At 38.6% G+C, this 13,947-nt stretch carries 12 protein-coding genes; 1 reads left to right on the forward strand and 11 read right to left on the reverse strand.

The features are described 5' to 3' along the window. Nucleotides 1–9: 9 nt before the first annotated feature. From D612_RS0108780 to D612_RS0108825, 10 genes are all read right to left on the reverse strand, one after another. Complete coding sequence (locus D612_RS0108780; protein WP_017755087.1) at nt 10–867, reverse strand: FAD binding domain-containing protein; 858 nt, start codon at nt 865–867, stop codon at nt 10–12. Then, nucleotides 864–3,212: a xanthine dehydrogenase family protein molybdopterin-binding subunit gene (locus tag D612_RS0108785; RefSeq protein WP_017755088.1), complete on the reverse strand. Its 2,349-nt coding sequence runs from the start codon at nt 3,210–3,212 to the stop codon at nt 864–866. The genes D612_RS0108780 and D612_RS0108785 overlap by 4 nt, the downstream gene beginning before the upstream one ends. Further along, nucleotides 3,213–3,740, reverse strand: a complete 528-nt coding sequence (locus tag D612_RS0108790) for a (2Fe-2S)-binding protein (protein ID WP_017755089.1) — start codon at nt 3,738–3,740, stop codon at nt 3,213–3,215. A gap of 141 nt (nt 3,741–3,881) precedes the next feature. After that, nucleotides 3,882–4,331 (reverse strand): CoxG family protein, encoded by a 450-nt coding sequence (locus tag D612_RS0108795; protein ID WP_233274989.1) that lies wholly within the window; start codon nt 4,329–4,331, stop codon nt 3,882–3,884. A gap of 284 nt (nt 4,332–4,615) precedes the next feature. Continuing rightward, nucleotides 4,616–4,888, reverse strand: a complete 273-nt coding sequence (locus D612_RS0108800; RefSeq protein WP_017755091.1) for a DUF1292 domain-containing protein — start codon at nt 4,886–4,888, stop codon at nt 4,616–4,618. A gap of 205 nt (nt 4,889–5,093) precedes the next feature. Further along, nucleotides 5,094–6,056 (reverse strand): 2-hydroxyacid dehydrogenase, encoded by a 963-nt coding sequence (locus D612_RS0108805; protein ID WP_017755092.1) that lies wholly within the window; start codon nt 6,054–6,056, stop codon nt 5,094–5,096. Between the two features lie 248 nt (nt 6,057–6,304). After that, nucleotides 6,305–6,457, reverse strand: coding sequence for a hypothetical protein (locus tag D612_RS19745; protein WP_017755093.1), 153 nt, complete (start codon nt 6,455–6,457; stop codon nt 6,305–6,307). 154 nt (nt 6,458–6,611) lie between these two features. Beyond that, the gene (locus D612_RS0108815) at nt 6,612–8,057 is read right to left on the reverse strand and encodes an aldehyde dehydrogenase family protein (RefSeq protein ID WP_017755094.1); all 1,446 of its coding nucleotides are present in this window, start codon (nt 8,055–8,057) and stop codon (nt 6,612–6,614) included. Between the two features lie 240 nt (nt 8,058–8,297). Then, on the reverse strand, nt 8,298–9,650 hold the full coding sequence (gene gabT, locus D612_RS0108820) for a 4-aminobutyrate--2-oxoglutarate transaminase (RefSeq protein ID WP_017755095.1): 1,353 nt from the start codon (nt 9,648–9,650) through the stop codon (nt 8,298–8,300). A gap of 477 nt (nt 9,651–10,127) precedes the next feature. Continuing rightward, entirely contained in the window at nt 10,128–11,501 is a 1,374-nt protein-coding gene (locus D612_RS0108825; RefSeq protein ID WP_017755096.1) for a putrescine aminotransferase, read from the reverse strand. Between the two features lie 189 nt (nt 11,502–11,690). Between D612_RS0108825 and D612_RS19430 the strand changes: the two genes are divergently transcribed. Continuing rightward, nucleotides 11,691–12,182, forward strand: coding sequence for a hypothetical protein (locus tag D612_RS19430; protein WP_154649473.1), 492 nt, complete (start codon nt 11,691–11,693; stop codon nt 12,180–12,182). A 97-nt stretch (nt 12,183–12,279) separates the two neighbouring features. Here D612_RS19430 and D612_RS0108835 read toward each other — a convergent pair whose 3' ends face one another. Then, nucleotides 12,280–13,749 carry an aldehyde dehydrogenase family protein gene (locus D612_RS0108835; RefSeq protein WP_017755098.1) on the reverse strand — a complete coding sequence of 490 codons (1,470 nt, stop codon included), beginning with the start codon at nt 13,747–13,749 and terminating at the stop codon, nt 12,280–12,282. Between the last annotated feature and the right edge of the window lie 198 nt (nt 13,750–13,947).

Below are 13,947 nucleotides of genomic sequence, written 5' to 3' on the forward strand. Positions count from 1 at the left end.
TTTCATAAATTAAGATAATACTTGTTTTAAGGCGCGTTCAGTATATACCTTGCATAATGCTTCACGGTACTTCCTCGATGCAAATAGATCTTCTCCCATTTCTCCATCGCTTGCAGCAAGACTAGCAGCATTGCTTATATTTTCAAGGGTTGCTTCCTTACCGAGCAGGAATCGTTCAACACTTTCAGCTCGAAATGCACTTTCACCTGCACCGGTAATACCAATCCGAACGTTATCAACCGTTCCATCTTCCTTTTTACTTGCTACTGCACAAACGCCAACAACTGCATACCCTGAGGCAGGATGTGGAAATTTTATATATGTGCTTTTCCCCTCACCTTGTGGTATCACAAACGATATCGATGTGATAATGCTTGTAGCAGGTAAGTTTGTCATAAATGGACCGAGCAAAAATTCTTGAATCGCAACTTGTTCCTCACCATTTTCACCATTAAGGTGGACAATAGCATCTAATGCAAGAGCTATTGCAGGTAAATCCGCAGACGGATCAGCATGAGCAATATTTCCACCAATTGTGCCTTTATTGCGAATTTGCATATCTCCGATCTGCTTAATTGCATCTTTTAATACAGGTAAATGCTTCGCTATTGTTTCATCGTTTATAACATCTGCATAAGTTGTTGCAGCACCTATCACAATACGTTTGCCATCTTTTTTAACACCTTTAAGCTCATTTATTCTACTAATGTCGATTAAAGTGGTCGGTGTCGTAAGGTGAAATTTCATTAAAGGAACTAAACTATGACCTCCGGCAATTAATTTTCCTTCACCATCGTTATTTTTTAAAAGTTCAATAGCTTCTGTAATGGTGGCTGCACGTACATATTCAAAACTTGTTGCGATCATTTTATATTCCTCCCTTCTTGCATCGCTGTCCAAACCTTTTCCGGAGTTAACGGCATTTCTAGATCAACGACACCAAATGGCTTTAATGCATCTATAACAGCATTTACAATTGCAGATGGTGCAGCTGTTGTACCTGCTTCTCCGACCCCTTTAACACCAAGAGCATTCACTGGGCTTGGCGATTCGATAAAGCTCGACTCGATCATCGGGAAGAAGCTTGCTTTTGGCATCGCATAATCCATGAATGTACCAGATAATAGTTGCCCCTTCTCAGAATATACAGCTTGTTCCCACAACGCCTGACCAATTCCTTGGGCTATACCCCCATGAATTTGACCTTCTACAATCAATGGATTTATAATCCGCCCGACGTCATCAACGCAAACATATTTCTTAAGCTTCACCATTCCAGTGTCTTGGTCGACTTCAACAACACAAATGTGGGCTCCGAATGGATATACAAAATCAGGTGGGTCAAAGAATGATTGCCCTTCTAATGCTGGTTCGACACCTTCTGGTAAGTTCCATGCGTTATTCGCTGACCAGGCGATTTCTTGGAAGGTCCTAACTTTTTCAGGATGACCGTTAACTGAAAAAACCCCATTGTTAAAATCAACGTCACTAACGTCTACTTCCAATTCATGGGCTGCTATTGTTTTTGCTTTTTCAACAACACGTTCTGCTGCGAGTGCCAATGCACCACCTGCAACAGGGGTAGTTCTTGAACCGTATGTTCCCCATCCCATCGAATTGATTAACGTGTCACCGCTTACAAGTTCAATATCTTCTACCGGGATGCCAAATTTATCGGCAACAACTTGAGAAAATGTTGTTTTTTCTCCTTGGCCATGAGGAGAGGCGCCTGTAAAAATCGTCACTTTCCCACTTGGATGAACACGAATCGTGCTGTTTTCCCATAATCCTCCGCCAAACCCAATCGCACCAGCTACTTTCGATGGACCTAGCCCGCATAACTCTACATATGTTGAAATTCCAACGCCAACTAACCGACCATTCTTGCGAGCTTCCTCTTGTTCCTTCCGCAATTCATCGTAGTTAATCGTATCAAGTGCAGTTCTTAATACCTTTTGATAATCGCCGCTATCATAATTACAGCCCATCGCATTTGTATAAGGGAACGAGCCTTGTGGAACGAGATTTATGCGTCGTACCTCTACTTGATCCATACCAATTTTATCTGCATAAAGATTTACAATCCGTTCAATTTGATAGGATGCCTCAGGTTTACCTGCTCCTCGGTACGCATCAGTTGGGGTTGTATTCGTATAAACTCCAATCGTCTCACATTCTGCATATGGGATCGTGTAAGCGCCGGTAATCATTAATCCGAAATCAATAGTTGGAACACCGGCACCCATCGTTGATAAGTACGCACCTAGATTTGCGATATTTTTTGCACGGATAGCTAGAATTTTTCCGTCCTTTGTTCCTGCAAGTTCAGTCGTAATCACTTGATCTCGGGCGTGACTAGTTGCTAAGAAATGCTCTTGGCGATTTTCTATCCATTTAACTGGTTGCTTGAGATCCATCGCTGCAAAAGCGACCAAAGCTTCTTCAGTATAAACAGCAATTTTTGCTCCAAAACCGCCACCCATATCCGGAGCAATCACTCGTAATTTTGTTTCTGGTATTCCTAATATGTCTGAATAAGTCATCCGGTGGATATGTGGATTTTGCGTTGTACACCATAGTGTTAACTCGCCACTTCCAGGATTGAAATGAGCAACCGCTGCTCTAGTTTCCATTGGATTTGCAACAACACGCTGTTCATAAAAGCGCTGTTTCACTACAACATCTGCGTTCACAAAAATGTCTTCAGGTACTGCACCAGCTTTCCATGTAAAAGCAATATTGTTCGGAACATCATCATAAATAGTAGGTGCTGTAGCTTCTAAAGCTTCCTCTTGATGAACGACTGCTGGCAGTTCCTCATATTCAACCTCAATCAAATCTAAGGCATCATATGCCACGTAACGACTATCAGCAATTACCATCGCAACTGCTTCGCCAACATAGTTTACTTTATCTGTGGCAAGGGGAACTCGATCCTTTGGTATTAAATCACATCCAGGTACTAACCAAATTGAACGAATCGACTTTATTTTATCTTGAACATCGCTTCCGGTATAAATTGCAATAACACCTGGAAGTTTTAAAGCTTCGTCTACTTGAACACTTTTAATCTTGGCATGGGCATATTGACTTCGTTTCATTGCAGCATAAAGCATATCTGGTAGTTTAATATCATCAGTAAAATGTCCATGACCAGTAATGAGCTTTTGATCTTCCTTCCGTTTCAACGGTTTCCCAACAACGTATGGCATCTAGCGTTCCCCCTCTGTCAACGTAGCTTCGGCAATTGCTATCTCTTCATTTTCAGTTCGCATTAGTTTTGCAGCATGCTGCACTGCTTTTACGATAAATTGATAGCCCGTACAACGGCATATTACACCTTCTAAAGCATTTCTGATCTCATCTTCTGTAGGATTTAGATTTTCATGTAAAAGATTGCTAGCAGCCATCATCACTCCAGGGGTACAAAATCCGCATTGCAACCCATGTTCTTCCCAGAAACCTTGTTGAATGGGGTGCAGTTTTTCAACAGAACCCAATCCTTCAACTGTTGTAATCGCTGTTCCGTCTGCTTGAACTGCTAAAACAGTGCAAGATTTAATAGCTTTTCCATCCATTAACACTGTGCAAGCACCACATTGGCTTGTATCACAACCGATATGTGTTCCTGTTAGATTAAATTCATCCCGCAATAAGTGAACTAGTAAAGTTCGTGGTTCGACTTCGGCTGATCGTGTTTTACCATTTACATTTACCGTAACGTTTACCTTTTTCGTCATGTTAACGACCTCCTTTTTAAAATGTGGAATCCACACATTTTGCTTTAGATACAAAATTCATTCTTGAAAATTCGGAAATTACTTTTGCAATTTTTGATGATCTACACATTTTGCTTTAGATCAAACTTTATACATAAAAACTTAGGAAATGACTTTTACCATTTCTTTTTCTGCAGCTTTAAAAAATTGTCCTAAAATGACTTTCGCTACCCCGCCGAGGACACGCTGCCCAACAGCTGCCAAGAGACCAGTTACTTCTACCTCTGCTATACAGGCAACTTCGGTACTATCCCCTGTTTCTTCTAAAAACATCTCAGCGATTGCGTTAATTTCTCCTGGCTTCCCTTTTCCTTTTACATGTAGACGATAGGAGTTTGGAGGTATTTGATCCGTTTGTTGAACCTCTGCGGCGAAAAGACCTTTGACTGGTCCAGTGTTTAAGCCCAGTTCCGCAACGTAAACATCACTAGTGATTTCTTCAAATGATTTGCAGCCAGGCAGTGAGTTTCGCAGGACATCCTCATCTTGTATGTATGTCCAGACTGTACTTTTTGGCAAAGCGAATTTGTAGGTATACTCGATTTTCAACATACCCCTCCTTATTGGTTATCATCGCTAAAATTGAATGATGTAGACGAAATACGAGAGAAAGCGACATTCACCAAGAATTTCATGTAAATAGAAATAAATAAGACAAAATGTATACTTATCCTATTTTTACTAGCACTAGGAAACTATTATTACTAAACAATTACAAAAACAATAAAAAAAGGTAAGACCCCTAAATACGGGTCTTACCTTTTTCTGTTTTTTACCATATTGATCGCAATAATTACTAAGCAAAGTCGTTAAAATCGAAATAACGAGTAGTCGTTTTATTCTTCTTCCTTGTCAAAAATTTCATCAAAGATTGCGGAAACCTTTTCGAATTCATCATCATTTTCGATAAAAGACAAGTCTCCATCCTCTTCAACCTTTAAAAAGAAAATATCTAAGTCCTCGTCACTATCTTCTTCTATGTCGGCAACAAAGCTAACAGCAACATATTCTGTATTCTCAATTTCAGCAATAGCTAATACTTCAACCTCTTGTTCATCATCGTTTTCATCGCTAATAGTAAACACTTCACCTATTTCAAATTTTTCCATGTCTTTTCCACCTTTCCCACTTTTAATTATAATAGCAACGAGCAGCTTTACATACATTATTATTCCATAATTTGGGCGCTTTAGTAATGAAAGTCTGCCATCTTGTTCATTATCTCACTAACGAAAGCGACCTGCAATTAATGTTAGAGCTAGTTGATCCAATTCACTACATCCTCAATTTGTTTAGTTAAAAAATCTTACCACTTTAAACAACAACATGTGCTGGAATTTTTCCGGTTACACCGTTAATAAGGTTATCTGCGGCAAGATGAGCCATTTTTATTCTTGTACGGATACTAGCGCTACCAATATGAGGTAACGTCACGACATTCGGTAGTGTTAACAATGGATGATCGAATGGAACTGGCTCTGTTGCGAACACGTCTAAGCCCGCTGCCCAAATTCCGTTATTTTTCAACGCCTGATAAAGTGCATCCTCATCTACAATACCACCTCTTGCCGTGTTAATTAAAATCGCACTATTTTTCATTAATGACAGCTCACGGTGAGAGATTAAATTGTTTGTTTCAGGTGTGTAAGGCGCCATTATGACAACAAAGTCTGATTGCTGCAGAAGTGTATCCATATCTGTGTAGTGAACACCAAGCATTTCTTCGATATCATGCTTCCGATTGCGATTATAATATAACACCTTCATATCAAAACCTTTCGCCCGTCTTGCGACCGCTTCACCAATTCTGCCCATGCCGATAATGCCGATTGTTGTTCCAAACACGTCTTGTCCAGTTAACTGCATCGGTGCCCAAGCTTTCCAATTGCCATTCCTTATAAAATTTGAGGCTTCAATTATGCGTCGTGATGTTGCCATTAACAAAGCAAATGTTAAATCTGCCGTTGTTTCAGTAAGCACACCTGGTGTATTAGTCACCGTGATTCCTCGCTCTTTAGCCACGTTAATATCAATATTGTTGTGTCCGACAGCCATGTTGGAGATCACTTTTAGCTTAGGCGCATTATTTAGTAGCTTCTCATCAATTGTCTCAGTTATTAAACAAAATATACCTTCGATGTCCTCTACTTTTTTTTCTAAAATTTCTCGTGGTATTGGTCTTTCTTCATCCGGCCACATATCGACTTCACATACTTCAGAAATTTTTGAAACCACCTCATCGGCAATTTTACGGGTTATCAAAATTTTTGGTTTCATCGTGCATCCCTTTCCTAAGTAAAATCTTTGAACATAAAATATCGATTGTTAAAACAACCCATTTTAAAAAAAATGAAAGGGAATTCCATTAACGGAAATCCCATTTTTTTACATAATCAAATTATACAATTATCTAGTAGCATTGATTAGTTTCCCATATTTTAGTGTAGTATAAATTGAACACGAGCTTTATTGATTTATGAATTGACATTGCAAATAAAGTTTAAAATTCCCTTGAATTGCGATGTCTAGCTAGGTGTCACTTGATCAGTTAACCTCGTTACTTCGGTAAAATTCCCATTTTCCAAGTCCTTATTGGATGCACTTTCCGCAAGCTCCTCTTGGTCGTCAATTCCTGGAGCTACAGTTGCTTTAACTTCGTTTTCCTGTCTTTTTTCCAAAATGGAATCACTCCTTAAACAAGTTTTACTGTTTAAGTTTCCCCGAAAAAATAGTTTATATGCGTCAACGATCTTAAAATAACTTGTTATAAAACAAACACCCCAAAACTGGACTTTTTAAAGTAGGTCCATATTGTAGAATATTCACTTATCATTATTTATTTCTATTTATAATCACGAGCTTCATTTCGGTCATTTCTTCTATCGCATATTTCAAGCCTTCACGACCAAACCCGCTATTTTTGACACCACCGTAAGGCATATGATCGACACGATAAGTTGGAATGTCATTAATGAGAACACCACCAACCTCAAGATCTTCAGCTGCATCCATGGCGACATGAATATTGTTTGTAAAAATACCTGCCTGTAACCCATAGGCTGAATCATTCACTAATGCTACAGCCTCTTCAACAGAAGAAATTTTGTTTATGATGACTACAGGAGCAAAGACTTCCTGGCAAGAAATTTTCACATCATTTTTAACATTTAATAAAACCGTTGGTTGCAGCATATTGCCTATTATTTCACCACCAACAGCCACCAATGCTCCACTTGTTACGGCATCATCAATCCACCGTTTCGCCCGATCTACATCGTTTGCAGAAATTAACGCAGATACATCTGTGTTAGGATCTAACGGATCACCAAGTGTTAATTGTTTCGTTTGTTCAACAAATTTAGAGACAAACTCGTCATATTGACTCACATGTACATAAACCCGTTGGACAGAAATACAAACCTGACCTTGGTTAGAGAATGCCCCTGTGATGCAACGAGAAATCAGAGTTGGAGTCAACGTAACACCTTCATCTATGATGACAGCAGAGTTTGACCCTAGCTCTAACGTTACGCGTTTTAAACCTGCTTTATTACGAAGACCAATTCCGACAGCCGGACTACCAGTAAATGTAACCATTTTCACACGATCGTCAGTCACTAACGCATCACCGATTACACTACCTCGTCCAGTGACGACGTTTAACGCTCCTTTTGGCATACCCGCTTCCTCTGCAACTTTTGCTAAAAAGATAGCAGATAACGGAGTTTGGGAAGCAGGCTTTAAAACAACAGGATTCCCAGCAGCAATTGCGGGTCCCACTTTATGGGCAACTAGATTCATAGGGAAATTGAACGGTGTGATCGCAGCAATAACACCTATAGGTTCACGAATCGTATAGGCAAAACGATTTTCTCCACCAGGTGCCGCATCCATCGGAAGTGTTTCACCATAGATCCGTTTCGCTTCTTCGGCTGCAAATTTATACGTTAGGATCGTTCTTGCCACTTCTCCCTTTGCCGTAGTGATTGGTTTTGCTGATTCTTTTGCAATGATTTCAGCTGCCTCATCAGCTCGCTCTGCAAAAATCGCAGAAATCCTCTCGAGTATTGCAGCCCGTTCATGTGCCGCCATATTGCGGAGCTTCTTCCGAGCTGCTTCAGCGGCAGCGATTGCGTTTTTAACATCTTTAACAGTAGCTACTGGAATTTCTGCTAATAATTCACCGCTATATGGTGATTGGAGCGGCGATACTTGTTCTGCTTCGATCCACTCTCCATTTATAAAAAGCTTTTCGATATTGCTGTGCTGAATTGCCATTATGATCACCTCAACAATTTTAATAAAAGTCGTTTAAAGATCTCCTTTGAAATATTTAGCACAATTTATTGTTTGTGCATTGACTTCATTTTTATATACGTCGTAATGAATGCTACTAAAAAAGTTAGCGCCAATTAGTGTTTGTAAACATAGTTGCAAATATATTACCATACAGATTGCTTTATAAACTAATATACTGCTTAGATGTTTATTTTTATCACAAATATTTGTTTAGCTGAATTATTTTGCTGTTAAATCGTCAAATACCTCATCAATAATGGTTAATGCTTCTTTGAGCTGATCTTGAGTAATAACTAATGGACATAAAATTCTTATAACATTACTATATATTCCTGCCGATAAAACGACAACTCCTCGGCGGTTCACTTCTGCAATTACTTGACTTGCAAACTGTTTATCTGGTATTTTGGACTCTCGGTCTTTCACAATCTCAATTGCACACATCGCACCAAGACCACGAACATCCCCAATTTTTGAATATTTTTCCTGCATGCTTCTAAAAGATGCCAAAATCGTTTCACCAATTTCATTGGCACGGTCGACTAAGCCGTCTGTCTCGATCATTTTTATCACTTCAAGTCCAGCAACACAGCCTAAAGGACTTCCACTAAACGTACCGCCAATTTCCCCAACATTTGGAGCATCCATAATTTCTGATCTACCTGTTACTGCACTTATTGGTATACCTGCTCCTAGAGATTTCGATAATGTGATTAAATCTGGTTCAATTCCAAAGTGCTCACACGCAAACATTTTTCCAGTTCGGCCAAAACCTGTTTGGATTTCGTCAGCTATGAATAAAATACCATGCTGTTCACAGATCGATTTTAATTGTCTCATAAAGTTAGTTGATGGCACAATAAAGCCGCCTTCACCTTGAACGGGCTCTATTATAATTGCTGCAATATCTTCAGGTGGTACCTCGCTAATAAAGAAGTCATCAATTTGGTTGAATAAAAACTGGTCAAGTTCTTCGTTTGTCATTCCCTTTGGCTTCCTGTAGTAATACGGATAACGAAGCTTATACGTATCGGTCGCAAATGGACCAAATCCATTTTTATAAGGCTTTACTTTACTAGTAAGACTCATTGTTAAAAGTGTTCGCCCGTGATACCCACGATCAAAGGAAACAACCGCTCTTCTACCCGTAAATTTTCTTGCAAATTTGACGGCATTTTCAACAGCTTCAGCACCAGAATTAAAGAATACTGTTTTTTTCTTAAAGCTTCCTGGTGTGATTTCATTTAATTTTTTCGCTAAATTTATATACGATTCATACATAAGAACGTTAAAACTAGGATGTATAAAACGGTCTAATTGGTTTTTTAGAGCTTCAATTACCTTAGGTGGACAATGTCCTACATTTAATGTTCCAATTGCACCGCCGAGATCAATTAGTTGATTTCCATCCACATCTGTTACAATCGCCCCTTCTGCTTTATCAATAAAAGCAGGCGATGTATGAAATGGCCCCCGTGGAACATTTTCCTCACGGATGCGATATAACTCCTTAGATTTTTCCCCTGGAATACTAGTTTTGACCTGGACATACTTTTTGTTTGTTGTCGTCATCTTTTCCACCCTTTCATTCGATAAAAATCATTTTGCAATGAGTTTCCTCTACTACCATAAATTATTTTTGCAATGTGTTTCCTCTACTACCATAATTAATTTTGCAATGTGTTTCCTTTTCTACCTTGCTAAAACTATGCAAGCAAACCGTTACGAAAAAGGGAAGGATTCCCCCTTTCCTTCTAGCTTATTAAACTCAAAACAACTTAATACTAATTTAAATAATTACAATTTAACTCTTGGTGAGGCGTGAATATTTATCGCGTGAATTTTTATCGCGTGAATTTTTATCGCGTGAATTTTTATCGCGTGAATTTTTACATAGTACGAATATAAAGTATATTAAGGTCCATACAGTTGACCCTGATTGCTAAATTGAATTTATTTAAACATACTGTAAGTGGCTTAAAACTTTTGTTTAAATTAAATTCATATATACTGGATTAACTCTGAATATCTATTTTGAATTCATTTCATCTATACTGTAAGTGACTCTAATACAATCTTAAATTTATTAATTACTTCATCAACTTCGTCATAGCTAATTGTTAATGGAGGTTCAATTCTAAATGTTTTAGAGTTTACTAACGTACCTGCAACAAGTACTCCATTATCAAATAAACCCTTTGAAACCTCATAACCAATCTCATCAGAATGGAATTCTACCCCAATCAAGAGTCCTTTTCCTCTTATTTCTAAAACTTTATCCTGATGTGCAAGGGCGACATCCTGTAATTTTTTCAGTAAATATTCGCCTACTTCTTCGGCACGCTCTGGAAGTTTTTCTTCAATTAAAACGTTAATAGTTGCAATCGCTGCAGCACATGCTAAAGGATTGCCTCCGAACGTTGTTGTATGCATGAACGGATTTGGGAACAACCCTTTGAAAACTTCTTCAGTGGCAACTACGGCACCAGCCGGTATAATCCCACCACCGAATGCCTTCGCCAAACAAAGAATATCCGGCTCAACGTCATAAAGCTCTGCAGCGAACATTTTTCCTGTTCGTCCCATACCGGTTTGGACTTCATCAAAAATTAATAGGGCTCCAAATTCATTGCATAATTCGCGAACTTGTTTTAAGTACCCGTCTGGTGGTAAGATAACTCCGCCTTCACCTTGAATGGGTTCCAATATAATAGCATTAACCGGCTCGCCGATTAACTCACAAGATTCCATTGTTTTTCTCATCATTTCAATATCACCAAATGGAACATGACGAAAGCCGCTAATCATTGGAAGAAACGGTTTTCGAAAAACCCCTTTAGCTGTCGCAGTTAAGGATCCTAAGCTTTTTCCATGAAATGCTCTAGTGGTGGCAATGAATGTTTTACGTTCGCTATGCATTTTCGCGAGTTTGATGGCTGCTTCAACGCTTTCTGTCCCACTGTTAACAAAAAATGAGTATTTCAATTTACCAGGTGTAAGCTTTGCTAAAATTTTGGCTAGCATCGCCCGCAACGGGTCCAGTAAATCTTGGCTATGCAGTGCCTGGCGATTTAATTGATCCTTGACCGCCTTCATTACTTTTGGATTCCGGTGGCCAACATTGTAAATTCCAAATCCACCTAGACAATCAATATATTCCTTGCCGCTAACGTCCTTAAAACGAGAACCTGAATCGGACCATTCTACTGCAGCAAACTGAGTATCTTTCGTTACTGTTTTCCGATATTCAAGAAATCCAGGATTCACGTGTTCCCGAAAGCCATTTACAGTTTCTTTAATAATCCAATCGCCTTCCTCGGTTGTGATCTCTTGTTTTTCGATAATAGCTAGTACCTTTTTAATATAATCATTAATTTCATCATAGTTTTTCTTGTCACTGTTGCTCGTTTGAACCGTTGACATTTATAAGAACCTCCTACTTATTTTGGTCGTGCAAATTTATTTTGGTAATTTGACCTACTTTCGTAATATAAGTTTACTTTTGTAATTCTAATTTACTTTCTCAATACAAATTTACTTCAAATTGCTGTTATCAATGTTTACGCGTTAAAAACGACCTTTTATCGTCAGCAAATCGCTGAAAAATCCTTTTTGCTGATAATAAAAGTGATTTATCGTCAGCAAATCGCTGGAAAATCCTTTTTGCTGATAATAAAACCGATTTACCATCAGCAAATCGCTGAAAAATCCTTTTTGCTGATAATAAAACCGATTTACCATCAGCAAATCGCTGAAAAATCCTTTTTGCTGATAATAAAACCGATTTACCATCAGCAAATCGCTGAAAAATCCTTTTTGCTGATAATAAAACCGATTTACCATCAGCAAATCGCTGAAAAATCCTTTTTGCTGATAATAAAACCGATTTACCATCAGCAAATCGCTGAAAAATCCTTTTTGCTGATAATAAAACCGATTTACCATCAGCAAATCGCTGAAAAATCCTTTTTGCTGATAATAAAAGTGATTTACCATCAGCAAATCGCTGAAAAATCCTTTTTGCTGATAATAAAAGTGATTTATCGTCAGCAAATCGCTGGAAAATCCTTTTTGCTGATAATAAAACCGATTTACCATCACTAATCGCAAATAAATCATTATTGATGATGATAACACGATTTAATTAGCATAAATCCCGATGAAAGTCGGATCGTTTAAGAATCTTTTCTATCATTAATCTTTAGTTTTCAAACCAGCCAACAGGCTCAACTTGTAGATTAATATTAATTTGCTTTACCTCTGTAAATTCTTCAAATCCATATGTTCCAAGGCCCCTGCCAATTCCGCTTTGCTTATAACCGCCCCATGGTGCTTCGTTGTATGTTGGATGATACGTATTAATCCACGTAATTCCTGCTCTAATTTTCTTAATGACTCGTAAAGCTTTAGCGCCATCATTTGAAAAGACTCCTGCTCCAAGCCCGTAAACTGTATTGTTCGCTAATTTTATGGCTTCTTGTTCATCTTTAAACTTTTGAACAACAAGGACTGGACCAAAAATTTCCTCTTGAACGATTCTCATATTTGGTGTTGTATCAACGAAAATCGTCGGTTCAACAAAATATCCTTTTTCAAGACCAGCTTCTGTAATACGTTTTCCACCGCATACTAAAGTTGCGCCTTCCTGCTTACCGATTTCGATATAGTTCAGTACTTTATTCATGTGTGCCTCACTAACAAGCGGTCCCATTTCTGTTGCCGGATTATCACCAGCCCCTACGCGGATCATCCTTGCACGCTCTACTAATCTTTCAATAAAATGATCATGAATACTTTCTTCCAGTAGTAAGCGTGATCCAGCTGTACAAACTTGCCCAGAATTAGCAAAAATTCCAAATAGAGCATAATCGACAGCTGTCTCTAAATCTGCATCAGCAAACACAATATTTGGAGACTTTCCGCCTAATTCTAATGAAATTTTCTTAATGTTGCCTGCTGCAGCCTGCATGATTTTCCGACCTGTTACCGTTCCACCTGTAAACGATACTTTATCAACATCATGGCTTTCAGCAATTTCTTGGCCTGCTGTATTTCCAGGTCCCAACACTAAATTAGCAACTCCTTTAGGTATACCGACCTCCTCGATAATTTCAAATAGCTTAACCGAGGTAACTGGTGTAATTTCTGACGGTTTATAAACAATTGTATTTCCAGCTGCAAGGGCAGGAGCAATTTTCCAAACGCCCATCAACAATGGATAATTCCAAGGGGTAATCAGTCCACAAACTCCGATTGGTTCACGCACAGTCATAGCCTGGGCACCATCTGGAACATCATACGTGTAGCCATGAGGCTTTGAAACAAGACCTGCATAATAGCGGAAGCAGTTGGCGGCATCACCAATATCAAATTCTGCTTCTCGATGTGGTTTTCCATTATCTAATGTTTCAAGCACCTTTAATTCATCCATTCGTTCTTCTAATTTATCTGCAATTTTAAATAGAAAAGCTGCTCGTTCTATCGCTGGAAGATTTGACCACACGCCGGAGTCAAAAGCTTCACGCGCTGCTTTAATCGCAAGGCATGCATCGCTTGCATCACTTTCACAAGCTATAGCAATGACCTCACCATTCGCAGGGTTAATTATCTCTCGGGTTAGACCTGATTCTGCCTCAACCCATTTTCCATTGATAAAGTTTTTTAAATTCATAAACTACCAACTCTCCTTTTTCAATTACTTTTTTTAATTAATGACGATGCTACTAAACTGAATTTTTCACATCGTCTTATATAAAAATACGGTGACTCAATCATTGAGTCAGCCATATTTTAAACGTGTTATCTAATTGATAATTTGTGTGATTACAGAAATACCGCTTGTTCATTTCTGAGATATTGAATCACAGAT

Origin of the sequence: Calidifontibacillus oryziterrae (genome assembly GCF_000331575.1) — a bacterium.
Taxonomy (GTDB): Bacteria; Bacillota; Bacilli; order Bacillales; family Bacillaceae_J; genus Calidifontibacillus_A; species Calidifontibacillus_A oryziterrae.